Source organism: Mesoterricola silvestris, assembly GCF_030295405.1.
Taxonomy (GTDB): domain Bacteria; phylum Acidobacteriota; class Holophagae; order Holophagales; family Holophagaceae; genus Mesoterricola; species Mesoterricola silvestris.
Genome location: NZ_AP027080.1, coordinates 3258778 through 3279328 on the forward strand (window position 1 = coordinate 3258778; position 20551 = coordinate 3279328).

Annotated in this window: 13 protein-coding genes; 4 read left to right on the forward strand and 9 right to left on the reverse strand. The window is 69.9% G+C overall.

Annotated features, from left to right (window positions below; genetic code table 11):
* The first annotated feature begins 160 nt into the window (after nucleotides 1–160).
* Complete coding sequence (locus R2J76_RS14135) at nucleotides 161–2215, forward strand: M3 family metallopeptidase (protein ID WP_316412277.1); 2055 nt, start codon at nucleotides 161–163, stop codon at nucleotides 2213–2215.
* Between the two features lie 91 nt (nucleotides 2216–2306).
* Entirely contained in the window at nucleotides 2307–2624 is a 318-nt protein-coding gene (locus R2J76_RS14140) for a hypothetical protein (protein ID WP_316412278.1), read from the forward strand.
* Here the strand turns inward: R2J76_RS14140 and R2J76_RS14145 are convergent, their stop codons facing one another.
* From R2J76_RS14145 to R2J76_RS14180, 8 genes are all read right to left on the reverse strand, one after another.
* Complete coding sequence (locus R2J76_RS14145; RefSeq protein WP_316412279.1) at nucleotides 2625–4643, reverse strand: response regulator; 2019 nt, start codon at nucleotides 4641–4643, stop codon at nucleotides 2625–2627.
* A 22-nt stretch (nucleotides 4644–4665) separates the two neighbouring features.
* Nucleotides 4666–5025: a response regulator gene (locus R2J76_RS14150; RefSeq protein ID WP_316412280.1), complete on the reverse strand. Its 360-nt coding sequence runs from the start codon at nucleotides 5023–5025 to the stop codon at nucleotides 4666–4668.
* A gap of 9 nt (nucleotides 5026–5034) precedes the next feature.
* On the reverse strand, nucleotides 5035–8073 hold the full coding sequence (locus tag R2J76_RS14155; protein WP_316412281.1) for an MASE1 domain-containing protein: 3039 nt from the start codon (nucleotides 8071–8073) through the stop codon (nucleotides 5035–5037).
* A 100-nt stretch (nucleotides 8074–8173) separates the two neighbouring features.
* Nucleotides 8174–8755, reverse strand: a complete 582-nt coding sequence (locus R2J76_RS14160; RefSeq protein WP_316412282.1) for an HD domain-containing protein — start codon at nucleotides 8753–8755, stop codon at nucleotides 8174–8176.
* Nucleotides 8756–8833: 78 nt separating this feature from the next.
* Entirely contained in the window at nucleotides 8834–11638 is a 2805-nt protein-coding gene (locus R2J76_RS14165; RefSeq protein ID WP_316412283.1) for a hybrid sensor histidine kinase/response regulator, read from the reverse strand.
* A gap of 466 nt (nucleotides 11639–12104) precedes the next feature.
* Nucleotides 12105–14843, reverse strand: coding sequence for a serine/threonine-protein kinase (locus R2J76_RS14170; RefSeq protein ID WP_316412284.1), 2739 nt, complete (start codon nucleotides 14841–14843; stop codon nucleotides 12105–12107).
* Between the two features lie 22 nt (nucleotides 14844–14865).
* Entirely contained in the window at nucleotides 14866–15390 is a 525-nt protein-coding gene (locus R2J76_RS14175) for a helix-turn-helix domain-containing protein (RefSeq protein WP_316412285.1), read from the reverse strand.
* Nucleotides 15387–16295 carry a nucleotide-binding protein gene (locus R2J76_RS14180; protein ID WP_316412286.1) on the reverse strand — a complete coding sequence of 303 codons (909 nt, stop codon included), beginning with the start codon at nucleotides 16293–16295 and terminating at the stop codon, nucleotides 15387–15389. Before R2J76_RS14180 ends, R2J76_RS14175 begins: the two co-directional genes overlap by 4 nt.
* A 156-nt stretch (nucleotides 16296–16451) precedes the next feature.
* Between R2J76_RS14180 and R2J76_RS14185 the strand changes: the two genes are divergently transcribed.
* A complete protein-coding gene (locus R2J76_RS14185) occupies nucleotides 16452–17411 on the forward strand; it encodes a diguanylate cyclase domain-containing protein (protein WP_316412287.1) in 960 nt (319 codons plus the stop codon).
* A 139-nt stretch (nucleotides 17412–17550) separates the two neighbouring features.
* Here the strand turns inward: R2J76_RS14185 and R2J76_RS14190 are convergent, their stop codons facing one another.
* Complete coding sequence (locus R2J76_RS14190; protein ID WP_316412288.1) at nucleotides 17551–17967, reverse strand: GxxExxY protein; 417 nt, start codon at nucleotides 17965–17967, stop codon at nucleotides 17551–17553.
* Between the two features lie 236 nt (nucleotides 17968–18203).
* Here R2J76_RS14190 and R2J76_RS14195 point away from each other — a divergent pair, with 236 nt between their 5' ends.
* Nucleotides 18204–20549 carry an ATP-dependent DNA helicase gene (locus R2J76_RS14195; RefSeq protein WP_316412289.1) on the forward strand — a complete coding sequence of 782 codons (2346 nt, stop codon included), beginning with the start codon at nucleotides 18204–18206 and terminating at the stop codon, nucleotides 20547–20549.
* The last annotated feature ends 2 nt before the right edge of the window (nucleotides 20550–20551 follow it).

Here is a 20551-nt window from a genome sequence, read left to right on the forward strand (position 1 = left end):
GCCCTTGGGGAGGAGTTGGCTTATTGGGTCGTTCCGACCCGATTCTAAGAGTTATTTCCAATTATAAATCATGAAATGTTGCCTGCGCCCTTCCCCCCGAAGAACCGGCTTCCGCCCGGGCCACCCTCGCAATATGATGGCTTATTCCCCGAGGCCCACCATGCGCACCCCCCTGCTTCTCGCCGCCGTGTCCCTCTGCGCCCAGGCCCAGACGGCCAACCCCTTCTTCGCCGAGTGGAAGACGCCCCACGGGGTCCCGCCCTTCGCCGACATCCGGGACGAGCACTTCCTTCCGGCCTTCAAGGAGGGCATGGCCCGCCACCGGGCCGAAATCGAGGCCATCGCCACCTCTCCCGACGCGCCCACCTTCGCCAACACCGTGGAGGCCCTGGAGCGCTCGGGGCAGCTCCTGGAACGGGTCTCCCTGGTCTTCGGCGCCCTCTCCGGCGCCGAGACCAACCCGAAGCTGCAGGCCGTCAACCGCGAGCTGGCGCCCCTGCGCGCCGCGCACTACGACGCCATCAACCTCGACCCCCGGCTCTGGCGCCGCGTGAAGGCCGTGTGGGAGAACCGCACGGGGCTGGACAAGGAGCAGCTGCGGCTCCTGGAGGACCGCCGCCGGGGCTTCCTGAGGGCCGGGGCGGACCTGGACGAGGCCGGCAAGGTCCGCATGCGGGCCCTCAACGCCGAGCTGTCCCGCCTGGGCGTGCAGTTCGGGGATCGCATGCTGAAGGCCACCAAGGACTTCAAACTGGTGGTGACGAGGCCCGAGGACCTGGCCGGGCTGCCCCAGGGGGTGCGGGACGCCGCGGCGAGGGGCGGCACCTGGGTCTTCACCCTGGACGGGCCCAGCATCTGGCCCTTCCTGCAGTACGCCGACAACCGCGACCTGCGCCGGCAGCTCCTCACGGGCTACCTGGAGCGCTGCCGCGCCGGAGAGACCGACACCCGCGAACTGGCCAGCCGCATGGCCTCCCTGCGGGTGCAGAAGGCGAAGCTCCTGGGCTACCCCACCTGGGCCGACTACATCCTGGAGGAGAACATGGCCCGGACGCCCGCGGGCGCCTACGGGCTCCTGAAGCCCGTGTGGGAGGCCTCCCTGGCCAAGGCCAGGGAGGAGCGCGCCGAGCTCCAGGCCGCCATGGCCAAGGAGCTCCCCGCCGCCAAGCTGGAGTCCTGGGACTGGCGGTACTACCAGGAGAAGGTGCGCCGGGCGAAGTACGACCTGGACGAGGCCGCCCTGAAGCCCTATTTCAGCCTGGACAGCGTGCGCGGCGGGGCCTTCGGGCTGGCCACGCGGCTCTACGGCATCACCTTCACCGAGGTCAAGGACGTGCCCGTGTACCACCCGGAGGTGCGGGTCTTCGAGGTGAAGGAGAAGGATGGGCGGCACCTGGGCCTCCTCTACACCGACTACCACCCGCGCCCCGGGAAGCGCGGCGGCGCCTGGTGCGGGAGCCTGCGCCCCGGGCGGGACCGCCACGCGGTGCCCGCCATCACCACCAACGTGGCCAACCTCTCCCGCCCCGCCGGGGACGCCCCCGCCCTGCTCACCCCCGACGAGGTGCGCACCCTCTTCCACGAGTTCGGCCACGCCCTGCACGGCCTTTTCTACGCGGGCCAGTACCGGGGCCTGGGCGGCGCGCCCCGGGACTTCGTGGAACTGCCCAGCCAGATCATGGAGAACTGGGCCATGGAGCCCGAGGTGCTCAGGACCTACGCCCGCCACTGGAAGACCGGGGAAGTGATCCCCGCAGCCCTGGGCGACCGCATCAAGAAGTCCCGCACCTTCGGCGAAGGCTTCGCCACCACCGAATACATGGCGGCCGCGCTCCTGGACATGGACTGGCACACCCTCGCCGACGACGCCCCGCGGGACGCCGATGCCTTCGAGAAGGCCAGCATGGAGAAGTGGGGCCTCCTGCCGGAAATCCCCCTGCGCTACCGCACCGCCTTCTTCAATCACATCTGGGGCGGCGGAAACGGGTACAGCGCCGGCTACTACGCCTACATCTGGAGCGCGGTGCTCGACAGCGACGCCTTCCTCGCCTTCAAGGAGAAGGGGAACCTGTACGATCCCGCCACCGCCCAGGCCTTCCGCACCAAGGTGCTGGAAAAGGGCCAGACCGCGGATCCGGCCCAGCTGTACCGGGATTTCCGGGGACGGGATCCCCGGGTGGAGGCCCTGCTGAGGAAGCGCGGCCTGAAATCCTGAGGAATGCAGCCATGAAATAGGGCCCGCCCCGGGGAACCGGGGCGGGCCATGGGCACACTAATCCCCTGCGGCGCCGTGCCGAGGAGAGCCCATGACCCAGCCGAGCACCGCCCCCGCGGTGGGCCCGACCCTTGTCCTTAAAGGACCCCCCAGCGCCGTGCAGGGGAAGAGCACCGTCGTGCGCGTGGAGGTCCGGGGCGCCGTCCCGGGCCAGGTGGTATCCGTGCGGGGCTGGGTCAAGGGGGAGAAGATGTTCGAATCCCACCGGACCCTGGACGGGGCCCCCACCTTCGACACCTGCATTCCCATCCCCTTCTTCGGGGAGATCCAGATCCTCGTCCTCCAGGCCCACTGCCAGGGCTCCCGGTCCCCGGCCCACGCGGTGCCCCTGCGCATGCCGCCGCCATAACTAGGTGGACTCGAGCACTTCCCGGACCTTCCCCAGGAGGTCCTTGATGCGGAAGGGCTTCTGCAGGAAGTGCGTCTCCTCCCGCATGAGTCCCCGCTTGGCAAGGATATCGCCCGTGTACCCGGAGATGAAGAGGACCTTGAAGCCCTGGCGCTCCTCCAGGATGCGCTGCTGGAGTTCCTTCCCGTTCATGGCGGGCATGACCACGTCCGTGATGAGGAGATGGATCGGGCCCTCGTACCGGGCCGCCAGGAGCGCCGCCTCCAGGGGGTTGGAGGCGGCGAGCACCCGGTAGCCCTTCTCCTCCAGGACCAGCTTCATGACCTCCAGCATGGGGGCCTCGTCCTCGGCGATGAGGATGGTCTCGTCGCCGCCGCCCGCGGAAGCGCCGGCGGAGGGGTCCGGCGCCTCGTCCTCGGCGTCGAAGGCGGGCAGGTAGATCTTGAAGGAGGTGCCCAGGCCCGGGTTGCTGTAGACCGAAAGGGCCCCGCCGTTCTGCTTGATGATGCCGTACACCATGGAGAGCCCCAGCCCGGTGCCCTTGCCTTCGGCCTTGGTGGTGAAGAAGGGCTCGAAGATCTGGGCGAGGGTGGCGGCGTCCATGCCGCAGCCGGTGTCGCTGACGGTGAGCTGCACGTAGCTTCCCGGTGGCAGCCCCCCGAAGACCAGGGCGGAGGATTCCTCCACCAGGAAATTGGCGGTCTCGATGCTGATGGTGCCGCCGCTGGGCAGGGCGTCGCGGGAATTGATGACCAGGTTCGTGAGCACCTGGTTCACCTGGGAGGGGTCGATGAAGACGGCCCTCAGGTCGGGAGCCGGATGCAGGGTGAGTTCGATATCGCCCTCGATGAGCCGGTTGAGCATCTTCCGGTTCTCCCCCAGGACCTGGTTGAGGTCCAGGCGCCGGGGCTGGGCGGCCTGCTTGCGGGAGAAGGCCAGCAGCTGGCGCGTGAGCTCCGCGGAATGTTCCGCGGCCCTCTTGATCTCCAGGATGCGCCGCCGGGCGGAATCCGGGAGCGCCTCGGTCTCCAGGGAGATCTCGGAATTGATGAGGATGACGTTGAGCATGTTGTTGAAATCGTGGGCCACCCCTCCCGCCAGCCGGCCGATGGCTTCCATCTTCTGGGCCTGGAGGAGCTCGGATTCCATGCGCCGCTGCTCGGTGATGTCCTGCATGATGCCGATGAAATGATCGATGCCGCCCCCCTCGTTGCGCAGGGGGGAGATGGCGGTCTGGAAGAGCCGGGAGGCGCCGCCCTTGTGCCGGCTCAGGATCTCGCCCCGCCACACCCGGCCCCCGGACACCGCGTCCCAGATCCGGGCGTGGAAGGCCGGGTCCTGGGCCGGGGATTCCAGGAACGGGGGCTTGGAGCCCAGGATCTCCCGGGCCTCGAAGCCGGTGATTTCCAGGAAGGCCGGGTTGGCCCATTCGATGGCGCCCTGGCGGTCCAGGATCAGGATGCCGTTGGCCGCGGCGTCCAGGGCGAAGCTCTTCAGCCGGAGGCTGGCCTCCATCTCCCGCAGCTCCTCCACCTGCTGGGCGAGGCTCTGGGAGCGCTGGTCCAGCTTCTGCACCAGGCGTTCGTTGTAGAGCTTGAGGAAGGAGCCCTCGTCGGTGGGGACCGGTTCCGGGGCCTTGAGGGCGCCGGCCTGGGTGCGCCGGACCACGTCCTGCACCTGGCCCAGGAAGGCCTCGGGCTCCATGGGCTTGCGCAGGAACGCGGCGGCGCCGAGCGACAGCGCGAAGGTCTCGTCCTCATCCGACTGGTACGTGGCGGTGTAGAAGATGAAGGGGATCGGGGCCAGCCCCGCATCCCCCATCCAGGCCCGGCAGAGGGTGTAGCCGTCCATGACCGGCATCAGGATGTCGGAGATGATGAGATCCGGCGGATCCTTCCGGGCCGCCTCCAGGGCCTCCTTTCCGTTCATGGCCTTGGAGGTGGCGTGGCCCTGGCTGCCCAGGAGCAGTTCCAGGAGGGTGATGTTGGACTGGATGTCATCGACCAGAAGGATCTTCATGGGCGGCTCCCGGGAGGGACGGTCATATGAAGGTGGAGATGGTGCCCGTGAAGGTCTCGGGATTGATGGGCTTCTCGATGTATTCCGTGAACCCCTCCAGGAGGGCCCTTTCCCGGTCCCCGGCCATGGCGTAGCTGGTGATGGCCATGATGGGCGTCTCGGCGGTGCCGGGCAGGGCCCGCAGGGCCTTCACCACCTGGTAGCCGTCCATGCCGGGGAGCTGGATGTCCAGGAGGATGAGGTCGAAGGCCTCCTTCTCCGCGATGGTGATGCCCGAGGGCCCGTCCATGGCGGCCACCAGGTCCACCTTCAGCGAGCTCAGGAGCATGCGCACCAGCAGCAGGTTGTCCGGATTGTCTTCGATGACCAGGATGCGTTTCATGGGGTCCTTCTAGGCGGAAGCCAGGGGCAGGGTGAGGGTGAAGGTGGAGCCCCGGCCCAGGTCGCTGGCGGCTTCGATATCGCCGTCCATGAGCCGGGCCAGGCGGCGGCTCAGGGCCAGGCCCAGGCCGGTGCCTTCGTTGCGCCGGGCCAGCCCCTCGTCCAGTTGTTCGAATTCCCGGAAGAGCCGGTGGAGATCCCGGGCGGCGATGCCGGGCCCGGTGTCCCGCACCGCCACCCGCACCCGGCCCTGCCCCGGGAGGACCTGGACGGTGACGCCGCCGGCCTCGGTGAACTTCACGGCGTTGGAAAGCAGGTTCAGGAAGATCTGGGAAACGCGCCGGCGATCCCCGGCCATGGGAAGGGCTTCGGGGAAATCCTGGCGGACCAGGGCCAGCCCTTTGGCTTCCGCCGCGGGAACCAGGGTCTCCATGGACTCCCGCAGGGTCTGCACCAGGTCGTAGGGCGCGGAGGCCAGGCGCATTTCCGAGGCCTCGATCTTGGAGAGGTCCAGCACGTCGTTGATGAGGTCCAGGAGGTGGCGCCCGTTGCGCTGGACGATGCGCAGGGGCTCCTCCTGCTGGGGCTGGAGCGGACCGGCCATGCCCCCCAGCAGGACGCCGGTGAAGCCGATGACCGAGTTCAGGGGGGTGCGCAGTTCGTGGGACATGGCCGACAGGAAGGCGGACTTGGCGCGGTCCGCCGCCTGGGCCCTTTCCACGGCCAGGGCGAGGTCCTCGTTGGTCTCCCGCAGGAGAGCCGTGCGCTCCTCCACCCGGCATTCCAGGTCCGCCGCGTGGGCCTTCAGGCGCTCATGGAGGAGGGCGTTCTGGATGCCCGTGGAGGCCTGGGCCGCCAGCGTCTCCAGGAAGGTGGCCTCGTCCCCGTAGGAGCGGGGCCGCCCCGACCCCAGGACCAGGCGGCCCAGGTTCTGGCCGGCCTTGCGCAGGGGGAGGATCGCGAAGGAGGCCACCCCGGGCGCGCCGCGGCGCGGATCCGAGGCCACGTCGTCCACGTAGACCGCCGGGCCGTCGGCGTCCTCCAGGGCGCTGAGCTCCAGGCCCTCCTCCCCGGTGGGCCCGGCGCCGCCCCCCCGCTGCACGCTGTCCTTGAGCCGGAGGGCGGTCCCCTCCCGCAGGAACAGCATCGCCAGGTCGGAATCCGTGGCCGCCAGGAGGCCCTGGATGGCCGCCCGGGCGCAGGTGGCCACGTCCAGGGTCGTGCTGAGGCGGTTGCCCAGTTCGTTCATGGCCGAAAGCTGGACGGCCCGCTGGAGGAGGGCCTCCTCCGCGTGCTTCTGGTCCGTGATGTCCTCGCCCAGGCCGATGGTGCCGGTGATCGCCCCCGCCCGGTCCCGGAGGACCGTGTTGTTCCAGCGGATGAGCCTGCGCTCCCCGCCCCGGGTGAGGATGGCGTTCTCGTTGTGGATCTGGATCTCCCCCCGGTTCACGGAGGCGTCCAGGGCCGCCGAAACCCTCGGCCGGTCCTCCTCGGGGATGAAGAGGTCGAACCAGCGGCGGCCCAGGACCTCCTCCCGGGACCAGCCCGTCACCTGGAGCAGGTGATCGTTGCAGAAGGTGATGGCGGCCCCGGCGTCCAGGGAGACCGCCACGAGCTTCACGTTTTCCAGGGTGGCCCGGAAGCGCCGTTCGGATTCCACCAGATCCACCCGCGTCTCCATGGCCCCCAGGGCGTACCCCAGGTCCCCCGCGAGCTCGCCCAGAAGGCGGATTTCCTCGGTGCCCAGGTCGTCCGGGTCGCCGTAGCAGGCCATGAGCGCGCCCGCCACCTTCCCCGCCTTGAGGATGGGGAAGGCGCACTGGGCCTCGTAGCCCTTGGCCAGGGCCGTGGCGCGCCAGGGGGCGTAGGCCGGATCGTTCAGGCAGGCCGGGTACGCGAGGGAGGCGCCGGCGGGCGCCGCCCCCTCCGGCAGGGCGAGACCGCCCAGGTGGCCGAAGGTGGCGCCGGGCACCACGCATCCGGTGGCCTCCTCCTGGAAGCCCAGCCAGGCCATCTGGAAGCCGCCCAGTTCCACCAGGAGGCGGCAGGTTTCCCGCAGGAGGCCGATGCGGTCCTCGCAGTGGACGATGGTCTGGTTCACTTCCGAGAGGGTGCGGTAGAGGCGGTTCTGGACGCGCAGGCGGTCCTCCAGGCCCTGGCGCTCCTGCAGGGCGGCGGCCAGCACCAGGGTGGTGATGGCCAGGGTGCAGATGAAGCCCTGCTGCAGGAGGAGAGAACCGCTCAACGGACCGGTAAGCATGAAGGGACCCGCGCCCAGGAGCGTGGAGGTGGTGGCCAGGGTGGCCAGCAGGGCGACGAGGCTCGACGCGTAGAAGGGTCCCAGGCGGGCGGTGCTCAGCACCAGGAGCGGGAAGAAGAAGAAGGCCAGGGGCGGCAGGAAGGGGCACACCCCGTACCAGAAGGCGAGGATCAACCCGGCCGCCAGCACCGCATTGCGGTGGACCTTCGCGGGCAGGGCGGCCAGGTGGCGGCGGCGGAAGGTCATCGCCACGGGCACCAGGACCAGCGCACCGGCGGCGTCCCCCAGCCACCACGCCGCCCCCACGTCCCGGAAGATCTCCCAGCGGCCCGTGGCCGCGCAGAAGGCCAGGGTGCCCGCCAGGGCGCTGGCGAAGGTCGCCACCACCGCGCCCCCGAGGATGAACTGGAGCACGTGGGCCACCCGGTTGAAGGGGTGGCGGGTGCCCGTGAAGCGCTCGATGAGGAAACCCGCCAGGATGGCCTCCGAGGCGTTGCCCAGGGAGGTGACCAGGGAGGCGGCCAGGAGCGGCCCCGGAGCGAGCCCCAGCCGCCCGAGGATCACGCCGTTGGCCAGGAAGGCCCCCACCAGGACCGCGGGCCAGATGCCGGGGCCGAAGCGCAGGCAGGCGGCTATGACCAGGCCCGTGGGGATCCAGATGGAGCTGGCGTTGGAGCCGGGAAAGGCCAGGTGCAGGCTCAGGAGGGCCAGGACGAAATAGGCCGCGGCCAGGGCCGCCAGATGGGTGAGGGGAGGGCGTTTCCAGGGGAGGTGCCAATGGGGCTTCATGGGTGCCGCCGGGTTTGTGGGGTGAAGGTAGTTCCTTTATACCCTGGAACCCTCGCCAACCGGGGACCATCCGGCGGAAAGCGCCGCGCCTATGCCGGATTCATGGCTTTCCGGGCTCCCCGGCCGTCAGTCCCAGCTCCGCCGCGTGGGCGTGCAGCACGTCCACCACCCGCTGGAAGTGCTCGTCCTCCGTCCCGCCGATGCATTCCGAAAGCCGCCGGAACCCCTCCAGCATCTCCTCCCGGTTCACCCCCGCCGCGAAGGCCGGGGTCTTCATCTTCTTCCGGATGCTCCGGGGCTCCAGCCCCAGGGTGCGCTGGGGCCTCACCAGGGCGCAGGCCGTGACGAAGCCGGTCACTTCGTCCGAGGCCACCAGGGCCCGCTCCAGGAGACTCTCCGGCCGGATCCCCGTGCGCTCCCAGGCATGGGCCGCCACCGCCCTGGCCAGGGCGGGCTCGCCCCGCTCCTCCAGCCACGCCACGACCCGGGCCGGATGCTCGTCGGGCCACCGGTCGTAGTCGGCATCGTGGAGCAGCCCCGCCAGGGCGAAGGCCCGCGGGTCCTCGCCAAGGCGCCCCGCCAGGTCCTCCATCACCCGCTCCACCCCCAGGGCATGGATGCGCAACCGCTCGGAAGCCGTCCATTCGCACACCAGCTCCCAGGCCTCTTCCCGTGTCACCATCGCAACCTCCAGGACCATTCTAGGAGGCCGGCCAAGGATGCGCACGTGTCCCGGACGTTCGGCCCAGGACACGTGCGATCACGTCCAGCCCAGCTCCCGGATCTTCCGCGCCAGTTCCTGAACCGAGAACGGTTTGTGGAGGAGGCCCACCGTCGGCAGGCCCTCCACCAGGGCCCGGGCGGCGGCGTCCACGTGGCCGGAGGACACCAGGATCCGCTGGCCGGGACGCAGGGCGAGGATGCGCGGCAGGGCCTCGTCCCCGGTCATGCCGGGCATGTTCAGGTCGAGGATCACCAGATCGAAGGGGGCGGGGTCCGCGAGCGCGTCCAGGGCCTGGAGGCCGCCCTCCACGCAGGTCACCTGGTGGCCCTGCCAGTGGAGGACATCGGTCACGGATTCGCGCAGGAGCTCGTCGTCATCCACCAGCAGGACCCGGAGACCCCGCGCCGGGGGCTCCTGCGGCGCCGGGGCGGATTCCGCGGGCCTGGCTTCGGAACCGGGGAAGGACAGGCGCACCTGGGTGCCCTCCCCGGGGCGGCTGGCGAGGGTCAGGGTGCCGCGGTGGGCCTCCACCGTGCCGTAGACCATGGCCAGGCCCAGGCCCGTGCCCTTTCCGGCGGGCTTGGTGGTGAAGAAGGGTTCCGTGGCGCGCTCGACCACATCCTCGGACATGCCTTCCCCGGTGTCCTCCACGTCCAGAACGACTTCGCCGCCGGGGGCGTTGGCGGTGCGCAGGGTGATGGTGCCGCCCTGGGGCATGGCGTCCAGGCTGTTGACGCAGATGTTCATGATGGCGTGGTTGAGGGCGCCCGGATCGCCTTCCACGGCCCGGAGGTCCGGGGCCAGATCGGTGACGAACCGGATCCTCTGGAGGGTGGTGCGGCTCAGGAGCTCCACGATCTCCTCCACCTGCCGGTTGAGGTTCACGGGCAGGATCTCGCCCAGGTCCCGCCGGGCGAAGCACAGGAGCCCCTGGACCACCCCGCGCCCCCTCACGCAGGCCTTGCGGATCGTCTCCATGGACCGGTTCCCCGGGTCCCGCTCGGCCTCCAGGGAGGCCAGGCCCAGGATGGCGCCCAGCACGTTGTTCAGGTCGTGGGCGACGCCGCCGGCGAGGTTGCCCAGGCTCTCCAGCTTCTGGGACTGCTGCAGGCGCAGTTCCAACGCGCGCTGCTGCTCCTCCTGGCGGCGCAGGGGGGTGATGTCCCGGGCATAGCCCAGCACGCCCTCGATGCGTCCCTGGGCGTCCCTCAGCGGCGCCTGGAGGGTGTCGAGGATCCGCTCATCCCCGCCCATGGGCGGCGGAAGGGCCACTTCCCGGGTGACCACCTTGCCGGCGAAGGCTTCCGCCTCGTCCTGGAGGATGGCCAGGAGCGCCGGCGTCACCGGCGCGGTCCAGAGTCCCGCCGCGGTGCGGCCGATGATCTCCCCGGGCTCCCGTCCGATGAACCCGGCCATGGCGCGGTTGGCCAGGAGGAATCCGCCGGCGGGGTCCTTGGCGTAGATGAGGTCGGGGGTGGAATCGATGATGGACTGCAGGAGCTCCCGCAGCCGGCCCTGCTCGGCCTCGGCGCGCTTGCGGCGCTCCTCCTTGTCCAGGTCCTCCAGGGCGTACGTGATGTCCTTGCACACCTCCTCCAGGAGCGTGATCTCCTGGGGACCGAAGAACCCCGCCTCCTCCGCGTAGATGGCCAGCACGCCGAAGACGACCCCGTCGCCCCTGCGCAGGGGGAACGAACCCGCGGCCTTGAACCCCAGGCCCGCGCCCGCATCGTGCCAGGGCGCGGTGCCGGGGTCCTCGGAGAAGTCGTAGGCCAGCACCGGGACGCCGGTGCGGAAGGCCCGGCCCATGGTGCCGCGGCCCTCGGGGCGGTCATCGGTGGCGTAGACCTCGAGCCCCTCAACCCATCCCTCCCGGCCCCCGTGGAAGGCCAGGGCCCGGAAACGGCCGGTCCGGGCATCCGGCTCGGCGATCCAGGCGCCCCAGAATCCGCCGCCCGCCACCAGGTCCCGGCAGATGCACTGGAAGAGCTCCTGGGGCGTCTGGACCCGGATGATGGACTGGTTCACCAGGCTCAGGGCGGCGTACAGCCGCGAAGCCCGGCCCAGGGCGTCCTCGTAGGCCTTGCGGGCCGTGATGTCCTCGATGACGGTGAGGATCCGCAGGCCGGCCGCCAGGTTCAGCAGGTCCCCCGAGACCCGGCCCACCAGGATTTCGCCGGACCGGGTGCGGAACCGCGCCTCCAGGCCCTTCACGTGGCCCTGGGCCCGGAGCCGCTCCAGGTACCGCTCCCGGTCCTCCGGGGCGGCCCAGAAGCCCGCGGAGGAACGCCCGATGATCTCCTCCCGGCCGTAGCCCGTGAGCGCCAGCAGGGTGTCGTTCACCTCCTCCACCTCCCCGTCCGGGTACCGCCCCAGGAGGATGCTGGAGGGGTTGGACCGGAAGATGCGCTCGAACTTGTCCTCGGCCAGCTTCAGGGCCTCCTCGGCCTGGGCCGCGGCCGTCACGTCCCGCACGACGGCGATCACGCGCCCGAAGGCGGTGGTGAGCCGGACCTCGCTCCAGAAGAAGGACCCGTCCGCGCGCCGGGAACGCCAGGGGAACTCCACGCGCCCCCGGGCCAGGGATTCCCGGATCCGCACCTGGGCCTCGGCCAGGGTGTACCCCTCCTCGGCCGCGCTGAGCATCTCCAGGTCCAGGCCCGCCATGGCCTCCGGGGAGTGCCCGAACATCTCCAGGCAGGCCCGGTTCACCTCCAGGATCCGCCCCGTGACCGCGTCATGGATGAGCACCGCGTCCGGCAGGGCGTCCAGGATGAGGGCATAATCCAGCGGCGCACCCCCCGGGCTGGGTTCCATCAACGGTGGCCCAATGGAAAACATGCGCCTCCTCGACGAGGTCTGGCCGATTTGTTGGTTCATTATGCTCCAGGAGGGTGGGCAAGCAATCGTCCGTGTCCCGGACTTTCGCCCCGGGTCGTTGGCGCAGGCAAGCTGCGCCAACGGGAAGGCACCGTCCTTGGGACCCGGAGGTGTGCTGCCGCGTTCCTTCTTCGATGGTCCGTGGGGCGGGTGACGGTTCTGGGCTCCCCTGGAGGACCTAGGCATTGGGGGTACGCTTCGAGTGATCCGGGAGCGGATTGGTTGGCGCCGACGCTGATCGCCAATGGTTATTGCTTAACTAATTAAGCGTCGGCGCGGCCCCATAACCGCCATGGAGGACGCGAAGCGGGTCCATGCCCGACCGCTGCCAATGGGTGAAACACCGCCCTCTCGTCCAGACGGGGGCTTTCCGTCGGCGCCGGCCCCGCCGGCGACGACGAACCGGGGCGAAGGTCCGGAACCCGGCCTAGGGGTGTAGCCCGTCCACTTCGAAGAGTTCGCTGAGCTTGCGGTCGCAGGTGTAGGCCACGGTGCGGGCGTCGGGGGTCATGAAGACGCTGCGGACCTGGAGGTGGCCGGCGGGGTCGGGGGGGGTGAAGGCGCGCACGGGGGTGCCGGTCCCGGTGGCCGGGTCCAGGCGGCGCAGGACCACGGGCAGGGCGGCCAGTTCGCTGCGCACGTGGATGCCCCGGCCATCGCCGGTCCAGCCCACGATCCGCTCGCCCTTGGCCAGGCCCCGGATGGGCTGGGGGGCCGAGCCCCCATGCACGGGGACGATGAACCAGTCCTTGGCGTTGCCCGTGGCGATGAAGCGGGTGCCGTCGGGGGAGAGGGGGGTGAGGCCGGCCACCATGGCGCCCAGGCCCTCCGGGGTGAAGAGCCGCGGTTCGCCCTTGCCGGGAATCCAGTGGTACCAACCCATCTGGTCGTTCTCCTGGCCCTGGAAGACCAGTTCGGCACCGCGCTGGAAGGCGGTGCCCAGGCCCCGGAAACGCCGGGGCATGGGCAGCACCCGGGAGGTGCCGGCCCCGGTGGGCATGAAGAAGAAGTAGCCCACCGGGTCGCCCTTGGCGTCCTTGACGGCCCCCGGGGTGAGCCCGGCCTGCTGGAAGGCCGCGGCGGCCCCGCGGTCCAGGTCCTTGGGTCCCAGGAAATCGATGGAGAGCTGCAGGGAGGAGCCGTCCGGAGCCAGGGTCATGGGATTGCCCCGGGCCAGCTTCACGGGAGCGGCCTCGTCAAGGCGGTACACGTACGCCTGGTCCAGGGCGGTGCCGCCGTCCAGGGCCGGGGACTCCAGCAGGAGCAGGGTCCGGCCGTCGGCGCTGAGGCCCGTGGCCTGGGTGCCTTCGAGGATGGAGATCTCCCGGGTGGCGCCGTCCCGCTGCACGAAGACGCCCCGGTGCACCCGCTGGCTGGCCAGGAGGGCCCGCCCCTGGGGCGAGATGTCCATGAGCTGCTTGGCCCCCTCGCCCCGCCACACCAGGCGCTTGGCGCCCCGGCCCGACAGGGCCCAGAGGGTCGTCTGGTCCCCCTCCCATTCCGTGAACCAGAGCTCCCCCGAAGGGCTCCAGGCCAGGCCGGTGAGGGTCTGGGCCAGGGAATCGCCTTCCTTGGAGAAGAGCACCTTGAGGGTCCCCTTGCGGTCGAACACGCCGATCTCGGAAACGCCCCGGTTGCTGTCGCTGTGGATGACGGCGAGGCGGTCCCCCCCCGGGGCCAGGCGCAGGCACTTGATGCCCGTGGCGCCGCCGTCCTCCGTGAAGACCGCGCGCCCCGACGGGAATTCCAGCCGCAGGAACCCCTTGTCGTCCATGGCCAGGAGGGCCATGCTCTGGCCGTCCCAGGCGGCGTCGCTCACGTCCTCCAGGATGTCCTTGACGCTGCCGCCGCCCCCGGGGGCCTGGGCCAGGAGCCCGCTGAAGCGGCCCCCGAACCGGCGCACCGGGTTGCGCAGCAGGGCCAGCTCGCCGCTGGCCGAGACGCCCAGGAGCAGGGCGTCGGCGATGCCCAGGGCCCGGGGGCCCTCCGTGCCGGGGTAGAGGGCGAAGATCTCCGGCCTGCCGCCCTGGAGGCGGGCGGAATAGAAGATCGTCCTGCCGTCGGGGCCGAAAAAGGCCGATTCCAGGGTGCCCGGGGCGGTGTTCACCCGGTGGAACACCGGCGCGGGCGGCGCCGGCGCGGGGCGCAGGAAGGCCGCCGCCACGGCCAGGGCCGCCAGGATCCCCAGGGCCCAGGCCGGCACCCTCCGGCGGGGCTTGTGGGGCGCCATGGGGCTGCCCTGGGAGACCGTGTCCAGGTGCTGCAGGGCGAAGGCGATGTCCCGCATGGACTGGAACCTCGCCTCGGGGCGCTTCTCCAGGCAGTGGCCCACGATGCTCTCCAGGGCCGGGGAGAGGGGTCCCCGGGGGCCCTTGAGCTCGGGGGGATCCTGGTTGAGGATCGCCTCGAAGGTCAGGGCCGCGGTGTCCTTCCGGAAGGCGCGCTGGCCGCTGAGCAGTTCGAAGAGCAGCACCCCGAAGCTGAAGATGTCGCTGCGGGCGTCCAGGTCCTCGCCCCGCACCTGCTCTGGGCTCATGTAGCCCAGGGTGCCCACCACCATCCCGGCCTGGGTGCCCGGGTCGGAGGCCTCGGGGGCCCGGAAGGGCACGGGGGATTGGCGGGTGGCCGAAGGCGGCTCGGAGGCGGTGAGGGTCTCCTCCTGGAGCCCCGGGGACGGGCTCCAGCGGGGCATGGCCTTGGCCAGGCCGAAGTCCAGGACCTTCACCTGCCCGTCCTTGCACAGGAAGATGTTCTCGGGCTTGATGTCCCGGTGCAGGATGCCCTTGTCGTGGGCCGCGGCCAGGCCCAGGGCCACCTGCACGGCGATGTCCAGGGCCTTGCGGGGCGCCAGGATCCCGGGCCGCAGCCGCTCCCGCAGGTTCTCGCCCTCCAGCAGCTCCATGGCCGCGTAGCAGGTCCGGCCCTCCCTCCCGAAGTCGAAGATCCCCATCACGTTGGGGTGGGAGAGGGCCGCGACGGCCTTGGCCTCCCGTTCGAACCGCGCCACCCGCACGGGATCGTCGGCCATGGAGGCCGGCAGGACCTTCACGGCCACGAGGCGGTCCAGCTTGGAGTCCTTCGCCTTGTACACGACGCCCATGCCGCCCAGACCGATCTGGGACAGGATCACATAGGGCCCGAGATGGGCGCCGGGTTCGAGGGTCATGGGGGCTCCTGCCCCCAGTTTACTACGCCTTGCCCTGCCACCGCTGGAAACGCTGGACATAGTCCGCCACGGTCCCTCCCGGGTCCTGGCCCAGGGCGGCGAAATAGGCCGTGAGGTAGCCCCGCACGATCACCGCGGCCGAAGGCAGATCCAGGAAACTCTCCTCCTCCAGGGCCTGCAGGTAGCTGATCCGCACATGGGTCTCCCCCGCCATGCGCTCCAGGGTGAACCCCGCGGCCTCCCGGGTCCGCCGCAGGGCGGGGCCGTCCAGGACGCCCCCCGGGTCCCGGGCGGGGGCCGGCACCGGCCGGGGCGGAGGCTGGGGCCCGTCCAGGAGCCCGCAGAGTTCCGCGAACGCGGCCTCCACCTCGGCCAGGACCCGCGCCTGGGCCTCGGGGTCGAACTCGTCCATGGTGGGCAGGGTGGAGCCCGCGTACAGGCCCTTGAGGAAAGTGTGGGCGCGGCGGATCTCGTCCAGGCCGGCGCCGGGATCCACCTCCAGGATCTCGCGGCAGCGGGCCTCCCCGAAGGGGGGAAGGCCCGTCACGGCTGCGCCTCCCAGCGGGCGCGGGTCCTGAGGATGCCTTCGAGGATGGAATCCAGGTCGTTGCGCAGGGCGAAGGAGGCCCCCTGGAGCACCAGCGAGGATCCCTGCCCGAACTGGTTCCACATGTCCTTGTCGTGGTGGATGAACCCGGCCATTTCCGTGGGCAGGTGGAAGAACTTGACCACGGCGCTGCGGGCGGCGCGTCCCTGGTCCACCTGGCGGAATTCCCGCACTTCGTTGAGGACCAGGTGGAGCTTGAGCTTGCCCTGCTCGCGCCGATAGGCCTCGGCGAAGGCCGGCGAAAGGTCCGAGAGGTGCCGGGCCAGGTCCTGGACGGTGGCGATCCCATGGGCGGCCCGCTCCTTCCAGATGGTCCGGGCCTGGTCGCGCAGGTGGGCCTCGGCCAGGATTCCGCTGAGCTGGCGGTACTGGAGGTTCTTCACGAACAGGTAGAAGTTCTCGATGGAAAGCGGTTCGGGGGTGATGACCGCCACTTTCACGTCGGCCAGGAGGAAGGCGTCCAGGGTGTCGTACTGGGTGCCCGCCCCCAGGTCCAGGATCACGTGGTCCGCCTCCAGGCGCCGGAGGTGGCGGAAGAGTTTCAGTTTCTGGGCCGAATTCATGCCGTCGGTGTTGGCGGAATTGAGATTGCCCGGCACCAGCTGGAGGCCCGGGACCCGGGTGTCCAGGGCCAGCTCCTCCAGGGTGGCCTTGCCGTCCAGGAAGCGGCCCAGGTTGGCCGGGGGGTTTCGCAAACCACAGTACGTGTGCTGGTTGGCCCCGCCGAAATCGGCGTCCACCAGAACGACCCGGCGGGAGCGCTCCGCCAAGCGAAGGGCCAACCCGTTGGACACGAGGCTCTTGCCCGTGCCGCCCTTGCCTCCCCCCACTGCCCATATCAGCATGAATTACCCATAAGAATGTTCAAGTCCACCCTAACAGAACCAGAGCAATCAGTTTAGGGTCCAGGAAGAATCCATGGGAAAAATCAGTAATATTGAGATTTTTATATATTCCCGGGTATTTGTTGACATATTCTACGAAATGACACTGGAAGGCTCATGGATCCGACGAACCAACCGCCTGACCCCTCTCCCTTCCTCTCCTGGAAGGACCCCCGGGAGGTCGCGAAACGAATAAAAATCCTCATCAAGGCCATCGAACAAAGCCCCGTATCCGTCATCATCACGGATCCCCGGGGCGTCATTCAATACGTGAACCCCAAGTTCACGAAGCTGATGGGTTACACCCTGGAGGAGGCGGTCGGTCAGACGCCGCGCATCCTCAAGGGCGGGTTCCTCACCCGGGAGTTCTACACGAACCTGTGGGACACCATCCTGGCGGGCAACGAGTGGCACGGGCTCTTCCACAACCGCACCAAGCAAGGCGACCTGGTGTGGGAACTGGCCTCCATCTCCCCCATCCGGGACGACAACGGCGTCATCACCCATTTCGTGGGCGTCAAGGAGGACATCACCGAGCTCAAGCGCCTCCAGGACCAGATGGCCCACATGGCCCACCATGACCAGCTCACGGGCCTTCCCAACCGGTTCCTCTTCCTGGACCGCCTGAGCCAGATGCTGGCCCAGGCCCGGCGCCGGGAAACCTCCTTCGCGGTGCTCTACCTGGACCTGGACGACTTCAAGGCCGTCAACGACACCCGGGGCCACGCCGCCGGGGACAGCCTCCTGACCGCGGTGGCCCAGCGCCTACAGGGCTGCGTGCGCGAAACCGACACCGTGAGCCGCATGGGCGGCGACGAATTCACCATCCTCCTCGCCGATGTCCACGACCTGGCCGACGTGGAGCGCATCGTGGCCACGATCCTCACGGCCATTTCCACCCCCTTCACCGTCGGGGACGCGGAGTGCAGGGTGGGCGTCTCCATCGGGGTGGCCATCTACCCCCTGGACGGCCTCGACGTGGACCCCCTGCTTTCCACCGCCGATGGGGCCCTCTACAAGGTCAAGGCCAGCGGCCGCGGGGGCTATTGCTTCCCGGCGCGCCATGCCGAGCCCTAGTGCCTGTCGGCAACCCCAAGGTGCCTTGAACCCGCGATGGAAGGGTCAGTTCCAGGTTGAGCGGATCCCATTTCATCCCAACAATCGGCGTTCATCCCTGTTTCCGCAGGGCTGACGCAGAGGTGGGTCGAAGCGCAAGTTACTCGACATCCTTCACTTCGAGTTCCATTCCTCCGGTCCCTTTGCCAGGACTCATTCCCAGCCTTCGAACCTCGATCTTCGCCTTGCCGAAATTGACGAGGAGGCAGGTCGGCAATCCTGTCGCCCTCAGGTAATTCAGGCCCTGGGCCACGTCAACGTCACCCAGGGCCTGGATGGCTTTGACCTCCACGATGACCCGGCCCTCGACGACGAGATCAGCTTTATACCTTCCGACCCTCGCGCCCTCGTAGAACACGTCGAGGACCTTCTGTTGAGCAAAGGTGACCTTGGCCCTACGGAGCTCGAACGCCAGCGCGTTTTCGTATACCTTCTCCACGAAACCATGGCCCAGGATGTTTGCGACGCGGTAGCTTAGGCCGATGATCTGCTGCGTGATCGGGTCCTGGATGGGCATGGGCGGGCTCCTCGACACAAAGGTGGCGACAACTCCCTGCGAAGTTCGAACGGGGATGAAAAGGATCCAGGGGAAAAAGCAGGATAAGGAACGTCTGGTCAAGGCTGGAGCCAGATCACCGCGCAGGCGATCGGCGTCCGCGCTCCTCTAGCGGCAACCTGGATACCGCCTTCGCACCTTGAGTCAACGTAGCTATTCATGACCTAGGGTTTGCCGACACACCTTAGAATCTTGGAATGAGCCTGGGATTATCTGTACGGGAATTCGTGGCGCCCCTGGAGCCTTCGGGCAGCCTGGATGCGCGGCGCGCCCTCTCCGCGGAGGAGGACCCCATGGCCCTGGGCGCGCGGCTCCACGCGCGGGTGCAGAAGCGCCTGGCCCAGGAGGACGGCACGGTGCGGGCGGAAGTGGCGGTGCAGGCCGCGCTGGACCACGTGGGGTTCCAGGTGCTGGTGCGGGGCCGGGTGGACGTGCTGGTGGGGTCCTCGCCTCCGGTGGTGGAGGAGATCAAGACCAGCTTCCGGCCCGACGCCATCCTCCGGGAGCTGGACGAGGGCCATCCCTTCGCCCTGCAGGCGCGGATGTACGCCTGGATCCTCTGGCGGGACGGGGGGGAGTGTCCCCGCTGCCGCATCCGGATCATCAGCCTCCAGGACGAGGGCGAGACCCTGGTGGAGCTGCCCTTCGACCCCAGGGCCTTCTCGGACTGGGTGGAGGAGCGGCTCCGGGACCTGCACGGGGCCTGGGACCGGGCCCAGGCCCGGCGCGCGGAACGCCGCGAACTGGCCGGGAGCCTCGCCTTCCCCTTTCCGGACCCCCGGCCCGGGCAGGCGCGGCTGGTGGAGCTGGTGGCCTCGGCCCTGGCCTCGGGCCGGCGCCTGCTCCTGCAGGCCCCCACGGGCCTGGGAAAGACCGCCGCGGTGCTCTTCCCGGCCCTGGCCCGGGCCCTGGCCGACGATCTGCGGGTCTTCTACTGCACCCCCCGCAACAGCCAGCACGAGGTGGCCGAGGACTGCGTGCGCCGCATCCGCGCCCAGGGCCACCCGGTGCGGTCCGTGACCATCAAGGCCAAGGAGAAGGTGTGCCCCCAGGCCGAGGTGGACTGCCGCCCCGAGGTGTGCCCCCGGGCGGATCTCTACTTCGACCGGCTCAAGGCCTCCGGCGCCGTGGAGGCGCTCATGGCCGGCGGCTGCGCCGACGCCGCGGCGGTGAAGGCCGCGGCCGACGAGCACCTGCTCTGCCCCTTCGAGCTCTCCCTGGACGCCGCGCGCCACGCGGACGTGATCATCGGGGACTACAACTACGCATTCGCCCCCAACGCCACGCTGGTGCGGTTCTTCGGGACGCCGGAGGAGAGCGCGCGCAACATCGTGCTGGTGGACGAGGCCCACAACCTGCCTTCGCGCGCGGCGGACTGGTTCAGCCCGGCCCTGGAGCTCCCCTGGCTGGAAGAGTTGCGCAAGCGCCGCGCCGCGCCCCGGGACCGGGCCCTGCGCAGCCGCCTCACCGCCCAGATCAAGCGCTGCGCCGCGCTCCTCCAGGCCCTGGAAGGGGCCCACCGCGTGGTGGAGCTGGACACCCAGCCCTTCCTGGGCGAGGAGTTCCGCATCGCGCGGCTCCTGGCCGAGACCGCGGCGCGGGGCGTGGAGCTGCGCCCCGCCCATCCCCTGGTGGAGCTGCAGCGGGGCTGGGGCGCCTTCTGCGCGGTGCTGCGCATCCTGGCCGCGCCCCACATCGTCACCTGGATCCCCCCGGGGCGCCTGCAGATCACCTGCGCCGACGCCTCGGCGCACCTGGGGGAACGCATGGCCGGGCTCCATTCCGCCGTGCTCTTCTCGGCCACCCTCAAGCCCTTCCTGTACCACCGGCGCCTGGCGGGCCTGGCCGGGGCGGAGGTCCTGGAGGCCGAAGTGCCCTCCCCCTTTCCGCCGTCCAACCGCAAGATCCTGGTGGTGCCCCAGATCTCCACCCTCTACCGGCTGCGGGACCGGGAGATGCCCCGCATCGCCCATTTCCTGGGCCGGGTCCTGCCCCTGCGGCCGGGCAACTACTTCGTCTTCTTCCCCAGCTTCGACATGCTGGAAAGGACCCTGCCCCACCTGGACCTGCCCGGCTTCCAGGTGCTGGCCCAGCCCCGCAAGGCCGGGGCCGCGCGCATCCTCGAACTGGTCCGGGCCCTGCGGGAAGGGAACCGCACGGTGGTGCTGGCTGTGCAGGGGGGGTCCCTCTCGGAAGGCATCGATCTGCCCGGGGAGGCCCTCATCGGCTGCGTGGTGGCGGGTCCGCCCCTGCCCCCCTTCGACCTGGAGCGGGACCGCATCCGCGCGTACTTCCAGGCCGCCTACGGCTGCGGCCAGGCCTATGCCTACACCTACCCCGCCGCCGCCAAGGCGGTGCAGGCCGCGGGCCGGGTGATCCGCACCCCCGGGGACCGGGGGCTCCTGGTGTTCCTGGACGGCAGGTTCCTGGAGGCGGAGTACGCCGCCTGCTTTCCCGAGGGCTGGTTCCGGGAATCGCCCTCCGAACTGGTGTCCGGGGCCATTCTCGGGGACATCGCGGCCTTCTGGAGTGTGCGATCCTGAGG

Coding starts and splice junctions, on each gene's coding strand:
- R2J76_RS14185 (WP_316412287.1), top strand. CDS start 16,452: ATGGATCCGACGAACCAACCGCCTGACCCCTCTCCCTTCCTCTCCTGG.
- R2J76_RS14170 (WP_316412284.1), bottom strand. CDS start 14,843: ATGACCCTCGAACCCGGCGCCCATCTCGGGCCCTATGTGATCCTGTCC.
- R2J76_RS14140 (WP_316412278.1), top strand. CDS start 2,307: ATGACCCAGCCGAGCACCGCCCCCGCGGTGGGCCCGACCCTTGTCCTT.
- R2J76_RS14160 (WP_316412282.1), bottom strand. CDS start 8,755: ATGGTGACACGGGAAGAGGCCTGGGAGCTGGTGTGCGAATGGACGGCT.
- R2J76_RS14150 (WP_316412280.1), bottom strand. CDS start 5,025: ATGAAACGCATCCTGGTCATCGAAGACAATCCGGACAACCTGCTGCTG.
- R2J76_RS14165 (WP_316412283.1), bottom strand. CDS start 11,638: ATGTTTTCCATTGGGCCACCGTTGATGGAACCCAGCCCGGGGGGTGCG.
- R2J76_RS14195 (WP_316412289.1), top strand. CDS start 18,204: ATGAGCCTGGGATTATCTGTACGGGAATTCGTGGCGCCCCTGGAGCCT.
- R2J76_RS14145 (WP_316412279.1), bottom strand. CDS start 4,643: ATGAAGATCCTTCTGGTCGATGACATCCAGTCCAACATCACCCTCCTG.
- R2J76_RS14190 (WP_316412288.1), bottom strand. CDS start 17,967: ATGCCCATCCAGGACCCGATCACGCAGCAGATCATCGGCCTAAGCTAC.
- R2J76_RS14155 (WP_316412281.1), bottom strand. CDS start 8,073: ATGAAGCCCCATTGGCACCTCCCCTGGAAACGCCCTCCCCTCACCCAT.
- R2J76_RS14180 (WP_316412286.1), bottom strand. CDS start 16,295: ATGCTGATATGGGCAGTGGGGGGAGGCAAGGGCGGCACGGGCAAGAGC.
- R2J76_RS14135 (WP_316412277.1), top strand. CDS start 161: ATGCGCACCCCCCTGCTTCTCGCCGCCGTGTCCCTCTGCGCCCAGGCC.